The sequence below is a fragment of the Gardnerella sp. DNF00257 genome (assembly GCF_049262745.1).
Lineage (GTDB): Bacteria > Actinomycetota > Actinomycetes > Actinomycetales > Bifidobacteriaceae > Bifidobacterium > Bifidobacterium piotii.
Map to the genome: position 1 here is coordinate 1,078,134 of NZ_CP058403.1, position 21,100 is coordinate 1,099,233.

18 protein-coding genes are annotated in these 21,100 nt (G+C 48.2%); 4 read left to right on the forward strand and 14 right to left on the reverse strand.

Annotated elements, in window-relative coordinates; translation table 11 throughout:
• Positions 1-9 precede the first annotated feature (9 nt).
• From HXT23_RS04110 to coaD, 13 genes are all read right to left on the reverse strand, one after another.
• Positions 10-1,101, reverse strand: a complete 1,092-nt coding sequence (locus tag HXT23_RS04110) for a prephenate dehydrogenase (RefSeq protein WP_415695028.1) — start codon at positions 1,099-1,101, stop codon at positions 10-12.
• The gene (locus HXT23_RS04115; protein WP_422112736.1) at positions 1,095-2,147 is read right to left on the reverse strand and encodes a prephenate dehydratase; all 1,053 of its coding nucleotides are present in this window, start codon (positions 2,145-2,147) and stop codon (positions 1,095-1,097) included. Before HXT23_RS04115 ends, HXT23_RS04110 begins: the two co-directional genes overlap by 7 nt.
• A 156-nt stretch (positions 2,148-2,303) precedes the next feature.
• Positions 2,304-2,738 (reverse strand): alcohol dehydrogenase, encoded by a 435-nt coding sequence (locus tag HXT23_RS04120; protein ID WP_415680749.1) that lies wholly within the window; start codon positions 2,736-2,738, stop codon positions 2,304-2,306.
• A gap of 43 nt (positions 2,739-2,781) precedes the next feature.
• Positions 2,782-4,707: a translational GTPase TypA gene (gene typA / locus HXT23_RS04125; protein ID WP_004574694.1), complete on the reverse strand. Its 1,926-nt coding sequence runs from the start codon at positions 4,705-4,707 to the stop codon at positions 2,782-2,784.
• A gap of 230 nt (positions 4,708-4,937) precedes the next feature.
• Positions 4,938-5,714: a Fe-S cluster assembly ATPase SufC gene (sufC, locus tag HXT23_RS04130; RefSeq protein WP_004113429.1), complete on the reverse strand. Its 777-nt coding sequence runs from the start codon at positions 5,712-5,714 to the stop codon at positions 4,938-4,940.
• 9 nt (positions 5,715-5,723) lie between these two features.
• The gene (gene sufD, locus HXT23_RS04135) at positions 5,724-7,049 is read right to left on the reverse strand and encodes a Fe-S cluster assembly protein SufD (RefSeq protein ID WP_422112737.1); all 1,326 of its coding nucleotides are present in this window, start codon (positions 7,047-7,049) and stop codon (positions 5,724-5,726) included.
• Positions 7,049-8,593 (reverse strand): Fe-S cluster assembly protein SufB, encoded by a 1,545-nt coding sequence (sufB, locus tag HXT23_RS04140; RefSeq protein WP_004574697.1) that lies wholly within the window; start codon positions 8,591-8,593, stop codon positions 7,049-7,051. The genes sufD and sufB overlap by 1 nt, the downstream gene beginning before the upstream one ends.
• A 107-nt stretch (positions 8,594-8,700) precedes the next feature.
• Entirely contained in the window at positions 8,701-9,822 is a 1,122-nt protein-coding gene (locus tag HXT23_RS04145) for a tyrosine recombinase XerC (protein WP_422112738.1), read from the reverse strand.
• A gap of 42 nt (positions 9,823-9,864) precedes the next feature.
• Complete coding sequence (gene rnc, locus HXT23_RS04150) at positions 9,865-10,776, reverse strand: ribonuclease III (RefSeq protein ID WP_248899451.1); 912 nt, start codon at positions 10,774-10,776, stop codon at positions 9,865-9,867.
• Between the two features lie 255 nt (positions 10,777-11,031).
• Positions 11,032-11,226 carry a 50S ribosomal protein L32 gene (gene rpmF, locus HXT23_RS04155; protein WP_004113441.1) on the reverse strand — a complete coding sequence of 65 codons (195 nt, stop codon included), beginning with the start codon at positions 11,224-11,226 and terminating at the stop codon, positions 11,032-11,034.
• A gap of 346 nt (positions 11,227-11,572) precedes the next feature.
• Positions 11,573-12,223 carry a YceD family protein gene (locus tag HXT23_RS04160; RefSeq protein ID WP_032839583.1) on the reverse strand — a complete coding sequence of 217 codons (651 nt, stop codon included), beginning with the start codon at positions 12,221-12,223 and terminating at the stop codon, positions 11,573-11,575.
• A 1-nt stretch (position 12,224) separates the two neighbouring features.
• Positions 12,225-13,208, reverse strand: a complete 984-nt coding sequence (locus HXT23_RS04165; protein WP_422112739.1) for a hypothetical protein — start codon at positions 13,206-13,208, stop codon at positions 12,225-12,227.
• Positions 13,209-13,304: 96 nt separating this feature from the next.
• Positions 13,305-13,877: a pantetheine-phosphate adenylyltransferase gene (gene coaD, locus HXT23_RS04170; protein WP_422112740.1), complete on the reverse strand. Its 573-nt coding sequence runs from the start codon at positions 13,875-13,877 to the stop codon at positions 13,305-13,307.
• A gap of 626 nt (positions 13,878-14,503) precedes the next feature.
• On the opposite strand from coaD, the gene HXT23_RS04175 reads away from it, so the two are divergent.
• Positions 14,504-14,788 carry a DUF3039 domain-containing protein gene (locus tag HXT23_RS04175; protein ID WP_415696601.1) on the forward strand — a complete coding sequence of 95 codons (285 nt, stop codon included), beginning with the start codon at positions 14,504-14,506 and terminating at the stop codon, positions 14,786-14,788.
• A 38-nt stretch (positions 14,789-14,826) separates the two neighbouring features.
• Here the strand turns inward: HXT23_RS04175 and HXT23_RS04180 are convergent, their stop codons facing one another.
• Entirely contained in the window at positions 14,827-16,233 is a 1,407-nt protein-coding gene (locus HXT23_RS04180; protein WP_422112741.1) for a nicotinate phosphoribosyltransferase, read from the reverse strand.
• A gap of 335 nt (positions 16,234-16,568) precedes the next feature.
• On the opposite strand from HXT23_RS04180, the gene cysS reads away from it, so the two are divergent.
• The 3 genes from cysS to HXT23_RS04195 all read left to right on the forward strand — a co-directional run bounded on the left by cysS (position 16,569) and on the right by HXT23_RS04195 (position 21,033).
• Positions 16,569-18,164, forward strand: coding sequence for a cysteine--tRNA ligase (gene cysS, locus HXT23_RS04185; RefSeq protein WP_422112742.1), 1,596 nt, complete (start codon positions 16,569-16,571; stop codon positions 18,162-18,164).
• An 81-nt stretch (positions 18,165-18,245) separates the two neighbouring features.
• Entirely contained in the window at positions 18,246-19,949 is a 1,704-nt protein-coding gene (gene ffh, locus HXT23_RS04190; protein ID WP_422112743.1) for a signal recognition particle protein, read from the forward strand.
• A gap of 34 nt (positions 19,950-19,983) precedes the next feature.
• The gene (locus HXT23_RS04195; protein WP_422112744.1) at positions 19,984-21,033 is read left to right on the forward strand and encodes an endonuclease/exonuclease/phosphatase family protein; all 1,050 of its coding nucleotides are present in this window, start codon (positions 19,984-19,986) and stop codon (positions 21,031-21,033) included.
• The last annotated feature ends 67 nt before the right edge of the window (positions 21,034-21,100 follow it).

Consider the following 21,100-nt stretch of genomic DNA (forward strand, 5'->3'; position numbering starts at 1 on the left):
AGCGAGCGCTTAGAGAGTTGAGACGCGGCGGAGTGTTATGCGCGCTACACGCGTGTCGCTTGCAGCCGCCAAATCACTCAGCGCAACGCCAACAATCTGCTCGCCGCTTTGCGCGCTTTGAATCAGCTGACTTTGCCAATCGCCTGGGCAATCAAGCGCAAATCGAAGCTCGCGCAAATCGCCAGCCGACTCATCGCAAGCAACCGCGCGCTCCTTATACTTGTACTCGCGCCAAGAATCAGCCTTAGCAAAGAACGCGCGCTCATCGCAAGCAACCGCAGAATCGCCATCACTCTCCTCAAGCATCTTCTTCGCAAAACTCAACTCCTCAATCACGCTACCAAGCAAATCCGCCACATTTCGCCGATTTTCCGCAACCATCGCACGCGTGCGATTCGGGTCCGTAAGCGCAACTCGCGTCATATCTCGCCAAGAACCAGCCGACATTTGCAACGCAACATTGCGATTTTCGCTTTCACACAAAACATTCGCCAGCGCTGTAGAAACAACGTGCGGCATGTGCGAAATCAGCGCCGCCGAAGCATCGTGTATGGAATCGTTCAACACAAGCGCGCGATTACCACACAACGCCACAATAACGCGCAAAACCGCCAAAAATCGCCAGAAATCGCTGCTCTCATCAACGCTAATTGCCCAAAGCGCGCCGTCCAGCAACTCCGCGCTCGACGCCTGCCAACCAGTAAACTCGCTTCCAGCCATAGGATGCGCGCCAATATAACAATCGCCAAGCCCCGCGGCCTTAACCTGCTCGCGCACAAGCCCTTTAACGCTACCAACATCCGTCAAAGTTGTGCGCTGCTTGTTGATTCCGCGCGAAATCTCGCCAAGAACTTCTGGCATAGCAGCAAGAGAATTGCACAAAATCAAAACATTTGGCTGCATGCGCGCAAGATCCGCAACGCTTTCAACGCAAGTAATTCCAAGCGCCCTCGCCTCTTTATACATTGTTTGATGGCGATTATACGCGTACACTTTGCAAGAGCCAGTAGCCACCAAACGCTTTGCGATTGATCCGCCAATAAGTCCAAGTCCAACAATACCAACAGAAAATTTTTGAGAAAATTCAGCATCTTCTACCATAATAATTCTCTTTCTGCATGCATTACGTTCAAAGTGCGCAAAGCATCAACTGAAGCATCGCCCGAATCCTCAACCGAAGCCTCGCCTGCAGAATCAATGCACACTCCGCCATTAGGCAGCATCCAATCATTCATAATCGGATTATTGCGATTATTAGAAGGATACACCGCTAAAACTCGCACCCAATCACCATGTTCAACAACCTCTTGAATCATAGCTTTGCACGTAGAATCCCAAGGAGCAGCATCAACAGTGGCAATAAAACTATATAAACCATCTTGACCTTTAATCGGCCTAGACATAAAAGAAGTCATATTAAGACCATGATCGCGCACAACGTCAAGCAAATTTGCTAGCACTCCAGCACCTGTACAACGCGGAATAAAAGCAATAATCGAAGAAAAAGATGAATAGCATTCGCGATGCATACTAACAAAATTGAAAGCCTCATCTCTAGGAGCTAACACTAAAAACTCAGTGCGCGCGCCAGAAAAATCTTCAACGCCTTCACTCACAATTTGCCTATTGTATAAATCAGCACAAATTTTAGGGCACAAAGCAACTTCGCCATTAACTAAATCCCTACAAGCAGCAGCGTTTGAAGACGCGGTTTTTTCTTTCAATCCATGCTTTTGAGCAAACTTACGGCATTGCGCCAACGCGTGAGGGTGAGCAACAATAGTCGAACAGTTATCGATTGAATCCGACTGGCAAACAACAGCATCAAAACTTATATCAACACCCAAGCGAGCAATGCCAACCATATTTTTTGCATCAATTAATAAATCTAAATTAGGTATTACTACGCCTTCAATATTGTTTTCCCACGCAATAATACCCAAATCGTAGCAATCTTCAATTTTGCTAGCGATATTACGAATATTCTCACACGCAGTTGGAATAAGACGCAAAGCACTTAACGATTTACATTGTTCTTTAACTTTTAAAGCAGCTTGATGAGTAAAAGAACCTTCTGGCCCTAAATAGCATAATTTGCGGTCACTACTGCTGTTCTTATTACTATTCATGACTATATTGCTATTCATGACTATTCCTCAAACTACTTTAAGACTATAAGACTAAGACTACTGTAAATAAGACTACTCTAAGACTATAAGTAAGACTACCTTACACTGATTTGGCACCACTTATTTAGCGCCACTACCACTTATTTAGCGCCACTACCACTGATTTAGTGCCACTTATTTAGCGCCAGAAATAACAAAAAATTTATTAGGCATACAAAGCAAAACTGCGTGAGCAATAATCACGCCATAAAGCCAAAAATATCCAGCATTTTGTGCAATCCACGGAAGATTATCCACGCTAAAGCCAATGGCAACTAGCACGCCGCGAAATGCGCCAAAAACTCTAAACCATCCAAGCGCAATCATCCACACAACCGAACAACACACGATTGCATGCAAAATAAAGCCAAACATGCCACAAAGCATGCGAGCAAAACATGCGCTCAAAGTAACAAGCAAAAGCGCGATTACAATACCGTACGGAAAGCCGTACATAGCGCCCATTCGGTGCGCAAACGTGCCCAAAACCGCGCAAAATGCGGCCAAAACGCATAAAGCCGCACACTTGCTAGCAAATAGCACGGAATGCGACTTTATGTTAAACATCATTTTAAGGAATATTTTAAGAAATCACGCTAAATTTACGCAGCAATCATGCAGCGTTGTTGTTCTGCCTACGCTGCTTAGCGCGCCACTTATACCACTCGTCACGGCTCAAAATAATCTTGCGCACGCGAATCGACTCAGGTGTAACTTCCACGCACTCATCTTCGTTAGCAAAGTCAAGAGACTCTTCCAAGCTCATCTTAATTGGTGGAGTCAAAGTCTCAAGCACATCTGCTGTAGAAGAACGCATGTTAGTCATATGCTTAGCAAGCGTAATGTTAACATCCAACTCGTCTGGCTTGTTGTTAATACCAACGATTTGACCTTCGTACACAGGGCTTTGCGGATCCACAAAGAACACGCCGCGCGCCTGCAAACGCTGCATAGCATAAGGAGTTGCAACACCCTTACGATCGCAAACCATAGAGCCATTCTGGCGAGTTACAATCTGACCAGCCCAAGGCGCGTAGCCTGCAGAAATAGAGCTTGCGATTCCCGTTCCGCGAGTTGCAGAAAGAAGAGCCGTGCGGAAGCCAATAAGACCACGCGAAGGAACAGTAAATTGCAAGCGAATCCAGCCAGATCCGTGATTGCTCATAGAATCCATGCGGCCCTTGCGATCTGCCATAAGCTGCGTAACAGTACCCATGTATTCTTCTGGAACATCAATCGTAGTGTTTTCCATAGGCTCGTTAATTTGGCCGTCAATCGTCTTAGTAACAACTTGAGGGCGGCCAACTGTAAGCTCGTAGCCTTCGCGACGCATTTGCTCCGCCAAAACTGCCAACGCCAACTCGCCACGACCTTGAACTTCCCAAGCATCTGGGCGGTCTGTTGGAAGAACCTTAATAGACACGTTACCAATAAGCTCGCGATCAAGCCTATCTTTAATCATACGCGCTGTAAGCTTGTGATCCTTGCCTTCTGTGCCAGCAAGCGGCGAATCGTTAATGCCGAAAGTCATGGAGATAGCTGGGTCGTCAACGTGAATCAATGGAAGAGGCTTTGGATCGTTCTGATCCACAATCGTCTCACCAATCATAATGTCGTTAACGCCTGCAACTGCAACAATATCGCCAGGGCCTGCAGATGCAACAGGAGTGCGCTCCAAGCCTTGAGTGCGCAAAAGCTCGGAAACACGGAAGTTTTCAATCGAGCCGTCTACGCGAGAAAGCCCGTAAGTCTTGCCCTTTTCCAAAATGCCATTGTAGATTCGCACTAAGCCCAAGCGGCCAAGGAAGTCGGAAGAATCAATGTTTGCAACGTGCGCCTGAAGAGGTGCGCCTTCCTCGTACTCTGGCGCTGGAATATTGGAAATAATAGAGTCAAAAAGCGGCTCCAAATTATCGTTGTCTGGCAAACCGCCGTTTTCTGGCTGATTCAAGGATGCATAGCCAGCTTTTGCAGCACAATAAATAACAGGCAAATCAAGAAGCGAATCAATATCGAGGTCGATTCCTTCTTCTACAACGTCTTGTGCAAGACCTAGAAGCAAATCTGTAGCCTCGCTCACAACCTCGTCAATACGCGCATCTGGACGATCCGTTTTGTTAACGCACAAAATCACTGGCAGCTTCGCCTCAAGAGCCTTGCGTAGAACGAATCGAGTTTGCGGAAGTGGGCCTTCGGAAGCGTCAACAAGCAGCACAACGCCATCAACCATGGAGATGCCGCGCTCTACCTCGCCACCAAAGTCGGCGTGACCTGGGGTATCGATTACGTTGATTGTGATTCCCTCTGGATGACCGTACTTTTCTGCGAGCGGGCCAGTGTATTGCACGGCCGTGTTCTTGGCAAGAATGGTGATGCCCTTTTCGCGCTCAAGGTCGTTGGAGTCCATTACGCGGTCTGGCACTTCTTCTCGCTCAGAGAATACGTGCGACTGCTGAAGCATGGCATTTACGAGCGTTGTTTTACCATGGTCAACGTGCGCTACGATTGCCACATTTCTAATATCACCGCGAACAGTCATTACAAACCTCTTCCATTTGATTTAGCCAAACCTAAACGAGTTTACTCGCGGCTTTAGACACGCCATTACACGAGAAATGTTGACGCATTTTGTAGCTCTAAACAGCATGTAGGACTACAAAACACGGAACAACCTTCCGCACTTTGTACCAGATTTGGCCTAAATCACGTACAAAACGCGGAATAGAAGATCATGTTGCTCTCGCGCTTTAAGCGCTCATGCAGGTCGATTCATGCAATCGCAGACTCGCTGGCACCTTCTGGCAAATACTTGTCGTATCCTTCTTCTTCCAACTCGTCTGCAAGCTCTGGCCCTGCAGTCTTTACAAAGTGACCTTGCGCAAAAACGTGCACAATATCTGGCTTAATATACTTAAGGATTCGCGTGTAATGCGTAACCATCATAATGCCCAAACCAGTGCTTTCTTTAGCACGATTTACGCCTTCCGAAACAATTCGCAAAGCATCCACGTCTAGTCCAGAATCCGTCTCGTCTAAAATCGCAAACTTTGGCTTTAGAATCTCTAGTTGCAAAACTTCCGCGCGCTTTTTCTCGCCGCCCGAAAATCCCTCGTTTACAGAACGAGATGCAAACTTTGGATCCATTCTTAAGCGCTTCATTGCTTCGTTAAGCTCTTTAACCCACGCGCGCAAAGTCGGAGCCTCGCCGCTCACTTCTGTTTTTGCTGTGCGCAAAAAGTTCGTCATCGAAACGCCAGGTACCTCTACAGGGTATTGCATCGCAAGGAACAGCCCAGCTTTTGCGCGCTCGTCTGGAGTCATCTTCAAAATATCTTCGCCGTCTAGAAGCACCTGGCCCGAATCCACCTCGTACTTTGGGTGACCTGCCAAAGTGTATGCGAGAGTAGACTTTCCAGAGCCATTCGGACCCATAATCGCGTGCGTTTCGCCAGAATTAACTGTAAGATTTACGCCCTTTAAGATTTGCTTGCGTCCCTCTTTTGTTTCTACAGACGCGTACAAATCCTTGATTTCTAAAGTTGACATGTTTATCTCCTATTCTTCCGCATATTTCGATTCGTCGGTTGCTTGCGATTCGCGTGATGGTGCGGTTGCTTGCGATTCTTCCGTCTTAGCTAAACGCCTCTCAATCGCAGCCATCAAATGATCTACGATTTGCGGCACGCCAATCTCATCAATAAGCTCGTTAAAGAATCCGCGCACAACAAGCTTTCTAGCATCCGCCTCGCTCACGCCGCGAGATTGCAAGTAAAACAGCTCCTCGTCGTCGAATCTGCCAACAGAACTTGCGTGACCTGCGCCAATAATATTGCCGTTTTCGATTTCCAAATTTGGCTCCGAATCAGCAATCGCTCCAGGAGTTAGCACCAGGTTTCTGTTCAACTCGTACGAATCCGTGCCTGGAGCTTCTGGCTTAATAAGCGCGTTTCCAACCCATGTAGAATGCGCTCCTTTGCCGTAAAGCGCGCCCTTATACACTACTCGCGACTTGCATTCTGGGTGATTGTGCACAACCATCGTACGATGCTCAACATGCTCGCCTGGATCCACAAAATACATGCCAAGCATGTTCAAATCGCCCTTTTCGCCGCCAAAATCCTGATCCATGCGGATTCGCACAACATCTCCGCCAAGCGTGACCATTGTGTGACGAAGAGACGCACCAGCACCCACGTGAATCCTATGATTTCCAACGTGTTTGCTGCCTGAATCCCACTCTTGAATGAACGTTGTAGAAACGTGCGCATTATCTCCAAGAATGATTTCTACGCCTTCAGCAAGCTTTGCAACTCCTGTGTGTTCTACAATAATATCCGCGTTTGTGTAAGAATCGGCTTCAATCACTAAGTGCAATGCGTCTAGCGGCAATGCGTCTAGCGATTTCGCAGCGTCTAGTGATTGCAAGTTGTTTCCGTGGATTTGCAATATTATTGGCTTTGTAACTTCGCCACAAACATGCAAAACGTATGCCGACTTTGCAGAATTCCACGCAACAGCAGCCACGCGATCCGAAGGCTTCATTTCTGTGTGCGGAGCCTCGTTTTTTGGCAGAATTTGCAGAGTTGCATGCGAATCGCCATCAACGCCTTTTAGCTCCACAGCAACGTTGTTAGACGGCTCAAAGCTATCAAAAAACTCGGAGATTCGCTCAACTGGCGTGTACCGCCAATCTTCCTGCTTGCGCGTTGGAATCGCAAAGTCTTGCACGTTAAAAGAGCGCACGGATTTATCTGCACTAGAAGGCATTGCAGCAGGAACAGCATAAGGATCGTTAGGGTCTGCTACAGGAATATTAATTTCTTTTTCTGTCATTTTATTGCCTAGATTATCGCTCAAATTCTTTTTCAGATCTTCGCTCATCACCCCACGGATCCTTCCATTTGCAATTCCACAAGACGATTAAGCTCCAGAGCATACTCCATTGGCAGCTGGCGACTAATCGGCTCCACAAAGCCGCGAACAATCATGCCCATAGCCTCTTTTTCTTCCAGCCCTCGGCTCATCAAATAGAAAAGCTGATCCTCAGAAACCTTGGAAACAGTGGCCTCGTGAGCCATCGAAACGTTATCTTCGCGCACGTCAACATGCGGATAAGTGTCGGACCTAGAAAAATCGTCAACAAGCAAAGCGTCGCACACAACCGACGAGCTGGAGCCACTAGCGCCCTTAACAATCTTCACAAGACCGCGGTAAGCCGAGCGACCTCCGCCGCGCGAAATCGACTTAGCAACAATCGTGGAACTTGTGTGCGGAGCCAAGTGAATCATCTTCGCACCCGTATCTTGGTACTGACCGCGGCCAGCAAAGCTCAAAGACATGGTTTCTGCTTTTGCGTACGGCTCAGCAAGAATGCATGCAGGATACTTCATAGTAGCCTTGGAGCCAATGTTTCCATCAACCCACTCCATTGTGCCGCCTTCGCGCACGTAGGCTCGCTGAGTTACCAAGTTGTACACGTTATTTGACCAGTTTTGCACGGTTGTGTATCGCACGCGCGCATGCTTTTCTACAACAATCTCAACGTTTGCAGCGTGGAGCGAATCCGTGGAATAAATCGGAGCTGTGCAACCTTCAACGTAATGCACGTACGAGCCTTCATCTGCAATAATCAACGTGCGCTCAAACTGACCCATGTTCGGCGTGTTAATGCGGAAGTAAGCCTGCAGCGGAATATCAACATGCACGCCTTTTGGCACGTACACAAACGAGCCGCCACTCCAAGCTGCGGTGTTAAGAGCCGCAAACTTGTTGTCGTCAACTGGAATCACAGTTGCAAAATACTTTTTTACAAGCTCTGGATACTTTTGAACTGCCGTATCTGTATCAACAAAAATTACGCCTTGCGCAGCCAAGTCTTCGCGAATCGAATTGTAAATAACTTCCGACTCGTACTGTGCTGCAACGCCCGAAACCAAGCGCTTTTTCTCCGCTTCTGGAATGCCAAGCCTATCGTAAGTTTTGCGAATGTCTTCTGGCAAATCGTCCCAAGTTTTCGCTTGATCGTGTACTGGGCGAACGTAATACTTAAAATCGTCTGCGTCAAAACCGCTTAAATCCACGCCCCAATCTGGCATCGGCTTTTGCAAAAACGCGCGGTAGCCTTGCAAACGAAGGTTTAGCATCCATTCTGGCTCATGTTTATCGGCAGAAATTGCGCGAACAACCGACTCGTCAATGCCCTTCTTTGCAGCCTCGCCTGCAGCGTCCGAATCATGCCAGCCGTAATTGTATTCGCCAAATTCGGCAACGATTTGCTCGTCTTGGCGAATTTTATCTTCGTTTACGCGAGAGCGATCTGCCACATACTGGCTCATTTCAACGTCTGCCGCGCTGGATTCGTTTTGATTCGCTACATTCTCATTCAATGATGCGCTTGATTCAGGCTTATTTGAATCATCAACCACTGTTTTACCCTCCTATCAAGCTTATAAGTCGATTATACATTTAGCCACGCGGCGGCATTACGTGATTCAAATCACATCTTTTCATTCTCTGCATAAACCTTATTTTTCTAGGCACGAGGGAAGGCTTGCGAGTAGCGCTGCTTAAGAGCTTGAATAGAAACGTGCGTGTAGCGCTGCGTTGTGTTAAGCGACGAATGACCCAAAAGCTCTTGAACTTCGCGAAGATCCGCTCCACCGTTGAGCATATGCGTTGCAGCACTGTGGCGAAGCGCGTGCGGTGCAACATCTGGCACGTTTGCAGCAGCTGCAGCCTCGTGAACAATGCTTCTAACAATGCGCTGATCGATGCGCTTTGCTCGCGCGCCCAAAAACAACGCTTGCGAGGTTTCTGCGTGCTTTTCTAGCAGCTCACTTCGACCATGCTCAATCCACTCTTTGCACGCGTTTGCAGCAGGAACGCCAAACGGCACCACGCGCTGCTTGTTCCCTTTACCTGTAACTTTTACAGTGTGATTTTCAAAATCCATATCTTGCACATTAATGCTTGTAAGCTCCCCCACGCGCATGCCCGTTGCGTATAAAAGCTCTAGAATCGCAGCGTTTCTAAGGGCTAGCGCATGTTCTTGAGGGGATTTTTGGGGCGATTTTAGTGGCGTGTTTTCTTTACGATCGGAAGTTTGCGACTTTTGCGCGCGAGGCTTTTTTTGCGTGCTGCTTTGCTCAGTTGAATCCTGCGCAAAGTTATCGGCGCAACTATCTGCGCAATTATCTGCATAACTATCCGCATAATCAAGCAACTTTTGCGCTTGCGCTTCGTCTAAAACAGTAGGAAGCTCATTAGCAATCTTAGGAGTTGAAAGAATTTGCGCAGGATTTGCGCTAATCAAACCAACGTGCTTAGCCCACGCAAAAAAGCCGCGCACAGCTACCACTTTGCGCGCCAAACTCGAGCGCGCGTGATTCTTGTTAAGCCAATACATCCATTGGCGCAAAACACCCGTGGAAACCGCGCGCAAATCGCAAAAACCGTTGCTGCTACACCACTCTAAGCATTGCAAAACATCCGCGCCGTACGCGCGCAAAGTGGCCTCCCCAAGGCCTTTGTTGGCGCGCAAATAGTCAACGTAGCGCGCACAGTGGTAGCATAAGTCGCAAAAGTCGCCAGCAACCGTTGATGATGCTGAATCATCGTCAAATAATGAATCATTATTATTACGACTGCTAGCCATAGAACCGCCTCAAATCGCCTATATAACAGCAATCAGAAAGACCTAATTACCGCTTTCTTCGCTCGCGCTCGATTTACGCCTTCTATCCAACACATGCCAAGCTTTATCTGCAGCAGCAAGCTGAGCCTTGCGCTTGCTAGAACCATCCGCCTCGCCGAGCAGCTCATCGCCGTTTTCGTGCGCCAAAACCGCGCGCGCACGGAACACAGGCGCGTAATCTGGGCCAGAAACCGACATTCTATATTGCGGCTCGTCAAGCCCCATCTCGTGCGCCAAAACCGTAAGCGAAGTCTTCCAATCCAAAGCTGGGCCTTCCGTAAGAACCTCCGCCAAAGTGTCGTCAATCAAGCGATGCACTACAGCGCGCGCCTCGTCAATGCCATGCTCAACAAAAGTCGCGCCAATAAGCGCCTCAACAATATCGCACAAAATCGAGTCTTTTTGAGCGCCGCCATGCTCCATCTCGCCATGACCCAAAAGAATATACGGCCCAACATGCAACTTATCTCGCGCAACCGCGCTCAAAGCCCACTCCGAAACAGCCTTAGCGCGAAGCTTAGCCAACTGACCTTCCGTCATGTCTGGGTGAGCAGAAAACAGCGTTTCTGTAGAAACAAGCTCCAAAACAGCATCCCCCAAAAACTCTAGGCGCTCGTAGTTTTTAGTGCCTGGATGCTCGTGCGAAAAAGATCGATGAGTGAGCGCCTCAACAAGCAAATCTGGCGAAATCGTAGTGCCAAGCGCGCGCAAAAGCTCCTGAGTAGGGTCACCATTTTGTGTGTGTCCGTCTTGTGTTCGTGCAACGCCAATGCTGCTAGTTCTAGCGTCTTGTGGCTGATTTGGGTTCGTGCATGCGCCGTGCTGGTCGTCATTTTGAACGCCATTTATATCGTTTTTGACGCCATTTTGATCTTTTGTATTGTTCCCACTCATATTTTCAACATTATAGCGCATGCGTTGAAGTCGTTGATTTGCGCTATATGCTTCCCGACTTTGTTGCTATAATCAGCGTGCAAAACAACAAAACCCGTCAACTTTTCCCGACTTTGTACCAAAAAACACCTAAATCACGTACAAAAAGCGGAACAAACTGACGCACTTTGTACCAAATTTGACCTAAATCACGTACATTTTCGGGAAACAACACAAACTAGTAAAAACGCAAAAACCCTGCCACCCGTCGATGGCAGGGTTCTCTTAAAATACAACCTACTTGGTGTGCGCAGAGCGAATTGCTTCGCGATACACGCGACCGCGGAAGTTACCGCAGGTTGGGCAAGCCATGTGAGACAACGCTGGCGAACCGCAGTTCGGGCAGGTAATAGTCTGCACGGCAGAAGCCTTCCAATTGGCGCGACGCGAATGAGTATTAGCGCGCGAGGTCTTGTACTTTGGCAGTGCCATAATCTTTCCTCTATTTCGTTCAACCGATTGAGCTTAAGCGTTCTGTATATTACAGCAAGCGCCATACATTATGCAAAATCGCACTACAAATTTGTTAGATTTGCCTCGCGCATGCGCTTTGACCGCGCGAGCGATATTTCCGCATTTTGTACGTAATTATGGTCAAATATGGTACAAAATGCGGAGTTGTTTGACGGGTTTTGTACGTAATTTATGTCGATTTTGGTACAAAAAGCGGAGGGTTTTTCCGGAGTTTGTACGTAATTTACGCCAAATTTGGTACAAAAAGCGGAAAGGCAGGTCGTCGCGCACGCGATCAAAGCATTCATGCAGGTCGGAGCGCAAATCAGCTGCGATTTTGCGAGTTTTCAAGCTTTTCCTTAAGACCTTCAAGCGCCGCAAAACGAATATCCGTAACGTCGTGATGATGCTCTGGATGCTCATTCAGATTCTCTCCGCACTGAGTGCAGAGACCCTTGCAATCTGGCTCGCACAAAGGCTTAAGTGGCAACTCGCTAACCATTGTGTCTCGAATTAGCGCCTCAATGTCGGCAAAATCGCCGCCACCAACCAGCGGATACACATTTCCAGAATCGTCGCCTTCGTCCCAAATATCAGCATCTTCTAAATCATCATTAGAGTTATTAGAGTTATTAGAACGCGCGCCGCCATTTGCACCCTTGCTGCCTTTGCCGCTTTCCACGCGCGCAAAAAACGCGCACACATCAACAGGCCAATCCCTATGCAACGGCATCAAGCATCGCGAGCACTCTGCATGCACTCGCGCTGTAATCGTGCCCTGGAACATAAGCCCGTCCACAACGGAATCAAAATTGCCGTCTACTGTAACATCGCTCCCTGGCTGCACGCCAATAACGCTGTCTCCAATGCCCTCTGGCGCTGGGAATGCGCGATGCAACTGCATGCTACTTCCCGCTCGCGCCGCCATTTGCGCAACTGGTACCGCCCACAAAGACTGGGAGGGATGCGATGTCATTTTAATTCCTTTCGTCACTTTTGCTTATTTCGCTGCTCTCGCTGTCAAATTCGTCATCTATCTTACTAGCAGCCTCATTTTGAACGTGTGCAGCAGCGCGTCTACGCTCTTCTAAAACGCGCTGACCTGCTTGAACGTCTTGCTCAAGCTTGTCTAATTGCTGCTTTAAGCCTTCCATAACCGTGGCACTGTACTGATCCGCACCGCGAGTAAGCTTTTCGGCCTTTGCTTGCGCATTGTTTACAATCTCGCGCGCTTGGTTTCTTGCAATCGCAACAACATTTTCTTGACCTGCCAAGAATCTGGCTCGCTCCTGAGCTTCCTCAACCATTTGCGCAGCCTGACTTTGAGCCGAACTCACAACAGAATTTGCTTGAGCTTGCGCCGTGCGCAAACGTCTCTCCGCCTCTCGCATTAACGCACTAGCACGCTCCAGCTGAACAGGCAGCATGTCTTTTAATCTAGACAAGTAATCGCCAAATTCTTCGCGATCCACCTTTGCCATTCCAGCAGCAAAGAGCACTCCCTTTGCGCTGTTTAACACCGTTTCCATCGTGTCGATTATGTCGTACACAGTGGTGAACTCTTCGCGCGACTTTGTGCGCACTTCCTCACTAACGGTTTGCGGATCTGCTGCCTTAAACACGTTTTCTTCTTCGTCGTCAAACTCTATTGCACCGCCGTCTTCTCGCTCGCGCAAATCTGGCATTGGGAACAAGTTTTGCACATTATCGCCAGCAGACGCTGAGTAGCTAGCAGCCGCTGATTCACTAGCAGCATCGCTAGTAGCACCACTAGCAGCGTCACTAGCATCATCACTAGCATCATCATCGTTAGCCTTACTTGCAGCAGGCACAGCGTCGTAAGCTTCAAAAGCAGCACTAGGCGAATCGTCACTGTTTGCAATCACTGGATTTAATGGCAACTTTTGGCTGCGATTTGCCGATACCTGGCTTTCCATTGTGTCATCTTCGTTTTCGCTCATTTTCGCTCCTTCGCTAAGTAGCTGCTCTCTTATCTCTTAATTATCTTATTATCTTATTTTATTATTTTATTATTTTAATTTATGACTTTATTGTACTTATTTTAGCGATATTGCGCTTGATATTGGACTTGTTTTAGAAAAAACGCTTTGCAAAAGTGGAATCACATTATTTGGCACCATTCCCGAAACGTCTCCACCATGACGAGCCACATCTTTTACAACAGAGCTAGAAACATGCTCCAAAATAGGATCCGCTGGCAAAAACATGGTTTCAATGCCAGCCAACTTGCGATTAACCAGCGCCATTCCAAGCTCCGCCTCGTAGTCACCGTTTTGTCGCAATCCCTTAACTATTACGGTTGCGCCGACTTTTTTGCAATAATCTGTAATAAGACCATCTGTAGAAGAAACAACTATTTTACATGCTGGCGATTTAGCTGCACCGCGCAAAGGTGGCGCAAACTTGCCGATTGGCGAATCGTCTTTTAAGTCTTCCAGCGCTTTGCGAATAATATCCACGCGCTCCGACTCGGAAAACATGGGCGTTTTGGCCGCATTAACCGCCACTAAAACATGCACTTCGTTAAAAAGATGCGTACAACGTTGTATCACGTCTAAGTGCCCGGCTGTAACGGGATCGTAGGAGCCTGGGCAAACAGCTATAGTCATGCTTTTAGGTTACCACGTGTCTGGCACGAATCTGGCACGCGCTTTGACCGCGCGAACAACATGACCCATTCCCGCATTTTGTACATGATTCAGGTCAAATATGGTACAAAGTGCGTCGAATCGTTCGCGCGCGGTGATGCCAAGCGAAGTAGAGATTCGAGATTTTTCGCAGCTATCGAAGCGAGCCTCAGCGTCGCTAGATGGTGACTCGCCGAGAGAGCAAGAAAAATCGAGAATCTCGGCGATAAAAGCCACGCAATTGTTCTAGATATTCAGAAGGTTTGATGTATTTCTCTACGAGCAATAAATAGCGCAGTACTAAAACCTAAAACCTTAGAATATTAACGTTCATAAGCTATACGCAAAAGTGCGCGTCACTTGCGAGGAGAGAAATACTCAAACCTCGCGCAACAGCAAACAGAGAATGCCGCTCGCGCAATATTTGTTGCGATTATGAATTATGCTTGTATAAACATAAATCGCAAGCAACAAAACACGATTTATGCAAACATGATTTGTGTGAAAAGGATTTGTACGAAAGGGATGCAATGACGTTTTCAAATGATTCATCTTCAAATGATTCAAAATATGGCGATAGCTTAAACGCTGCTAATTTGAACGCTGTTATGGAAGACGATTCGCAAAGCCTCCCAGATTCTGGGTCTAGCACAAGCACAAGCTTGCTCGAAAAGCCAGAAGTAGACGAATCCGCAAAAATGGACGATGGCGGCGACGCAGATCGCTTTGCACACTACGTTTCCAAAGATCGCGTAATCGAATCACGCTTGACTGGCCGCCCTGTTGTAGCACTGTGCGGAAAAGTGTGGATTCCAAAGCGCGAAGCAAACGACTACCCTGTTTGCCCAGAGTGCAAAAAAATCTACGAAGAGATGAACAATCTGGGCTTTTAGAGTAACTCAAATTAGAGCTGATTTATAAACTAGCAAAACTAGCCTAAAACGCTGATTTCTGTAGGAATCGCAGGGTCGCCGCGCATAAGACTTTGAGCAGAAATCGGAAGTCTGCTAAGCGCTTTGGCGCAATAATCTTGTGCGCGCATAATCGCGTCATGACCCATAAACTCCGTATTAAATTCGCCATTTTGCACGTAGTCAACTAGCAAATCTTCCCAAGAATCTTGCGGATTAAAGGCAGCGAGCGCACTCTCCGATCCAGAAATCACGCGCTCACAATCAGCTACGCCATTGCCAGCAGCACCGCCATTCGCTCGACTAAAATCGTAGGAACGATACGCAAGTTTACGCCCTGGAACAGTCGCCTTATTCTTAGACTTCTTAGCAACAGGTTGCATAACGCCATCCGAACCCTGGCGCTCCGTAAGCTTATAAACCATTGCGCAAGTAGGCGCGCCCGAACCCGTAACAAGCATTGTGCCAATGCCGTAGGAATCGACTGGCGCGTTTTGCAAAGACGCAAGAGCGTACTCGTCCAAATCGTTAGTAACTGTGATTTTAGTGTTTTTAGCGCCTAACGCATCGAGCTGCGCGCGCACGCGACGAGCCATAACGCACAAATCGCCCGAATCAATGCGAACGCCGCCAAGATCCGCGCCAGCAACTTGCACGGCGGTTTTAACAGCCTCTTCCACGTTGTACGTGTCTACAAGCAGCGTTGTGCCTTTGCCGAGCGCTGCAATCTGCGACTCAAAAGCATCGCGCTCGCGGTCGTGCACAAGCGTAAAGCAATGCGCTGCCGTTCCAATCGCCTTAAGACCGTAAAGCTTTGCCGCGAGCAAGTTTGCAGTGCCCTTAAAACCACCGATTACCGCCGCGCGAGAGGCAGCCACCGCCGACCACTCGTTTGTGCGCCTGCCACCCATATCCATGCACGGCCTTCCAGCAGAAGCGGAAACCATGCGTGCGGCGGCGCTCGCCACCGCGCAATCGTAGTTAAGCACGGAAAGCAGCAACGTTTCTAGCAGCGTGCACTCGCCAAAAGTGCCTTCAACTTGCAAAATCGGCGAATCTGGGAAGAACATTTCACCTTCCCTGTAACCGCGAATTTTGCCGCTAAAGTGGTAGTTTTCTAGCCATTTAATGGTGTCTTTGCTTACGATTTTGCGGTCTTGCAAAAATCGCAAATCCTCGTCGCTAAAGTGGAATCGCGCTAGCTCCTCTAAAATTCTGCCAGTGCCTGCTACCACTCCGTAGCGGCGACCTTGCGGAAGGTGTCGCGCAAAAATCTCAAAAACGCATTTTCGGTCTGCTGTGCCGTCTTTTAGCGCAGCGTCGAGCATTGTGTACTCGTACATGTCGGTCATGAGTACGGAAGAGTTTGCGTAGGATTTTACGTCAGACTTTACTTCAGACTTTGCGAAATCAAAAGAATCAAGCATTTTTAATCCTTTCTTGCGATTTTAGTGGCGTGCATTCGGCGGGCGGTTAGTGGCCATTTTTCCGTAGCTGCGCTTGCATTTTCTATCTGCTTGCAATCATAGTCCTACGCCTATCTACGACCAAAGCTACAAAGTGCGTCGAATCGTTCGCGCGGTCTAAGTGCTCAGGCAGGTCGTCGCGCCCGAAAATGTACGTGATTTAAATCAAATCTGGTACAAAATACGGAGTTATTTCCCCGAGTTTGTACGTGATTTAGATCAAATATGGTACAAAATGCGTCAAATCGTTCGCGCGCTCTAAACGTGAGTTATTAGCTAAACATATAATTGAGATTATGCTTGAAAATACGAACAGAACTCTTACAGCAGCAGCCGCGCGATTGCGCTTATACAACACGGCAACTCACAGCACTAGCGAGTTTACAACCATCACTCCTGGTCACGTTGGAATGTACGTGTGTGGCGCAACTGTGCAAAGCTCGCCGCACATAGGTCATATTCGCGCAGCAATCGCCTTCGACGTTGTTCGCCGATGGCTTTTGCGCCTTGGCTACAACGTTACTTTTGTTAGAAATGTTACAGATATAGACGATAAAATCATCAAAAAAGCTAGCGAAAATGGCCAAACATGGTGGCAGCGCGCCTACATTTACGAGCGCGAGTTTACTGAAGCTTACAACACGCTTGGTGTTATGCCGCCTACTGTGGAGCCGCGCGCAACTGGTCACATCAACGACATGGTGGAGCTTATACAGCGCTTGATCGACCGCGGACACGCATACGAAATAACGGATGCGAATGGCAATCCTACTGGAAACGTGTATTTTAGTGTTCCAAGTTGGCAGGATTACGGCGCACTTACGCATCAAAATGGCAATTCAGATGGCAGTAATAGCGACGACAAATCCAGCAAAGCCGACAAATACAATCCGATTGACCCTGCCGACGCAAGCCCAGATAAGCATGATGCTCGCGATTTTGCGCTTTGGAAGGCACCTTGCGATTTTGACCAAAAAGACGCGCGCTGGAATACGCCGTTTGGAGCAGGCCGACCAGGATGGCACATTGAATGCTCAGCGATGAGTCACCGCTATCTTGGCGATTCATTCGACATTCACGGCGGCGGACTAGACTTGCGCTTCCCACATCACGAAAACGAGATGGCACAAACACTCGCTGCTGGATGGAAGAGCGCAAACGTGTGGATGCATTCCGCTTGGGTTACATCTAAGGGCGAAAAAATGAGCAAATCCCTTGGAAACGGCCTTTCTGTTCCATCGGTTCTGGCTCAAAAATCCGCGTGGGTTGTTAGATACGCGCTAGGCGGCGTGCAGTACCGCGCAATGCTGGAGTGGTCGGATCAATCTTTGAACGAGGCACAATCGGCTTATGATCGCATATCTAACTTCCTCGAGCGCGCTGGCCGCGTAATCGAAAATCAGCCAGATTATGCGGAAGTTCAAAGCGTTGATGCGGATAATCTTCCAGAAGATTTTACTAAAGCTATGAACGACGACATTAACGTTTCGGGCGCGCTGGCTGCGATTTTTACTGCGATTCGCTCTGGTAACGCGCTTTTGGACGACTATGCGCAAAGTCAAGATAACAGTCAAAACGATGGCATTAAAAACCTTATTAAGACTTGTGTTTTGCAAGTTCGCGCAATGCTAGACACGCTTGGGCTAGACCCTTACTCCCCACAATGGCGAAGCAACGCGCAAAAATCGCAAGATTTGAGCGAAGGCGCGAATAGTGGCGCAAGCGCGGAACACAAAGCTCTTGAATCCTTGATTACAAATCAGCTAGAACAAAGGGCGATTGCGCGCGCTGCTAAGGATTTTGCACGCGCAGACGCGATTCGCGACTCTTTAACCGCCGCTGGCGTTGTAATCGAAGATTGCGCACAAGGTTCATCGTGGCATTTGTCTTAATCAAAAACAATGTAAACATAATAAAAGCAATAAAAAGCAACATAACAAAACGTTCCAAACAACCTGTAGAATAGAGCAATTATGGCAGCATTTAGTTCGTTAACAGAAAGACTTTCTGGCGCATTCAAGCACTTGCGTCGAAAAGGCAAATTATCCGACGCAGACATAGACGGCACGATTCGCGAAATCCGCCGCGCGCTTTTAGACGCAGACGTAGCTCTAGACGTTGTGCGATCTTTTACAGCTAAAATCCGCGAGCGCGCACTAGGCGAAGAGGTTTCTAGCGCACTAAATCCTGCACAACAGGTTGTGCGAATTGTAAACGACGAGCTTACAAACGTTTTGGGCGCAGGCGTTGAGCGACCGCTGAACTTTGCAAAATACCCCCCAACCGTAATCATGCTTGCTGGTTTGCAAGGCGCTGGTAAAACAACGCTCGCAGGAAAATTGGGCTACTGGCTTAAGGATTCGGGCCATACGCCTTTGCTTGTTGCGGCGGATTTGCAGCGCCCTAACGCCGTTACGCAGCTTGAGGTTGTTGCAGAGCGCGCAGGCGTGGCGATTTTTGCGCCAGAGCGAGGCGTGCAAAGTGATGGCGGCAGCGAAGTTGTTTCGGCTGGTTTAGCGGCGGGAGACCCTGTTAAAGTTGCGCGAGATTCCATTGACTACGCGCGCGCAAAAATGTACGACACGGTTATTATCGATACCGCTGGTCGCCTTGGCGTGGACGACGCTCTTATGCAGCAGGCGCGCGAAATTCGCGATGCTGTTAATCCGCAAGAAATCCTGTTTGTTATAGACGCCATGATTGGTCAGGATGCTGTTCGCACGGCTCAAGCGTTTAACGAGGGCGTTGACTTTACGGGTGTTGTGCTTTCTAAGTTAGATGGCGATGCACGAGGCGGCGCTGCGCTATCTGTTGCAAGCTTTACGGGCAAGCCGATTTTGTTCGCTTCCACTGGCGAAGGTTTGAAGGATTTTGAGATTTTCCACCCAGATAGAATGGCCTCCAGAATCCTCGACATGGGCGATATTCTAACGCTTATTGAGAATGCGCAAAAGCAGTTTGACGAGGAAGAGTCTAGAAAAGCGGCCGCCAAAATATCTGAAGGAACTTTTGGACTAGATGACTTTTTGGATCAGCTTCAGCAAGTTAAAAAGCTTGGTTCTATGAAGAAAATTCTTGGCATGATGCCTGGAATGGCGGCGCACAGGCAAGAGCTTGAGCAGTTTGACGACCGCGAGATAGACCGCACAGAGGCGATTATTCGCTCGATGACACCTAAGGAGCGCAAAGACACCAAGATTATTGATGGTTCTAGGCGCGCGCGAATCGCAGCTGGCGCAGGCGTTTCAGTTTCCGCGGTGAATGCGCTTTTGCAACGCTTTGAGCAAGCAGCTAAGATGATGAAGCGCATGAGCAATGGCGGCGGCGCAGGAATGCCTGGAATGGGCGGAATTCCTGGGTTTGGCGGCGGCGCAGGAAAGTCTAAGCGCAAAGACAAAAAGAGCAAGAAGAAGGGCGGAAAGTCTGGCAATCCTATGCGCCGCGAGGCCGAGGAGCGCGCGCTCAGAGACCGCTTGTCTGGAAATTCTTATGCAAATAATGCGAATGATGGCGATGACGCTGGCGAATCTGCCTTTATGAAGAAGAAGCAGGATTTGCCTAATAATTTGCCAGAAAATCTTCAAAATCTTATGAGTGGCGAAGGTGATTTTGCTGGCGGAATGCCTGATTTGCCACCTAATTTGGGTGGCGGACTCGCAGGACTTTTCGGCAGATAATGCAGATAATGCAAATAATGCAGATAACCAGTAGATGATTTACTCGATTTTACTTGCGATTTTACTTATTTCGCTTGTTTTGCTTCTAGCTTGGCAGTTGCTTAGGTGGCTGCCAGCTGGAGCAGATAAGCTAAAACCGCTACCCTATGTTATTGCGCTGCTGCCGATTGCTCCGTGTTGCGCAGGTTTTGGGCTAATCGCCAGCGCTGTGGCTGCAGTTGCAACACGCTCGCAAAATGAATTTTATAAATCTTACGTATTTTTGTGCGTTGCATATGCACTGTTATTCTTAATCTCTTTGAAATCGTATACGCCGTATTTTGCAAGAAGATTGATGCGAATAAAACAGGAAAAATCGCAGGAAAAATCACTAGAAATCCGCGTTATGACGCTTAATTGCAGATATGGCCGCGCAAACGCAAGTCAAATAATAAAACTCGCAAAAACGCATAAAATCGACACGATTCTTTTACAAGAAGTAAGCAAAAAACTTGTAAAAAACCTTGAAAAACTTGGCATTAAGCGTGATTTTGCGCATGTGCAATTGGGCAACGCGAACGACCACGAAAATGGCGGCTTTAACGCGATTTATACGCGACTAAGCAATGTTAAATCTTTTGGTAAGTCGATTAAGATTGATGCAGCAAACGTGCCAATTGTTACGGCGGAGGCTTGCGATTCTTCCGCGGAAAATCTTCTAATAACATTCGCCTCAGCGCATCCAAAATCGCCTATGCGCGGATGCGCGGCTTGGTGCAGCGGAATAATGTCGCTTGCAAAAATCGGCGAAAATCATAATAAAAGCGGATGCAAAAAAGTCACAATAATCGGCGGAGACTTAAACTCTACTCCAGACCACCCAAGCTTTAGAACGTTACTAAAATCAGGCTTTTTCGACGCATCAATGCAAATCGGCAAGCGACTAAAGACTTGGCCAACGTGGCAAAAATGGCCGAATCTTGCGCTTGACCATGTGTTAGTAAAATCAAGCGGATGCATCGCTAAAGCCACAGAGCAAAGCACGATTCGCGTGGACGGCAGCGACCACTTTGCGCTAATCGTTTGCGTTTCAATCCTCCTCTAGCTCTATTCCTCACGGCTATTAGTAGCCGCTCGGCTGATTTGGCACATAAAGTCCACTGGACTTTATG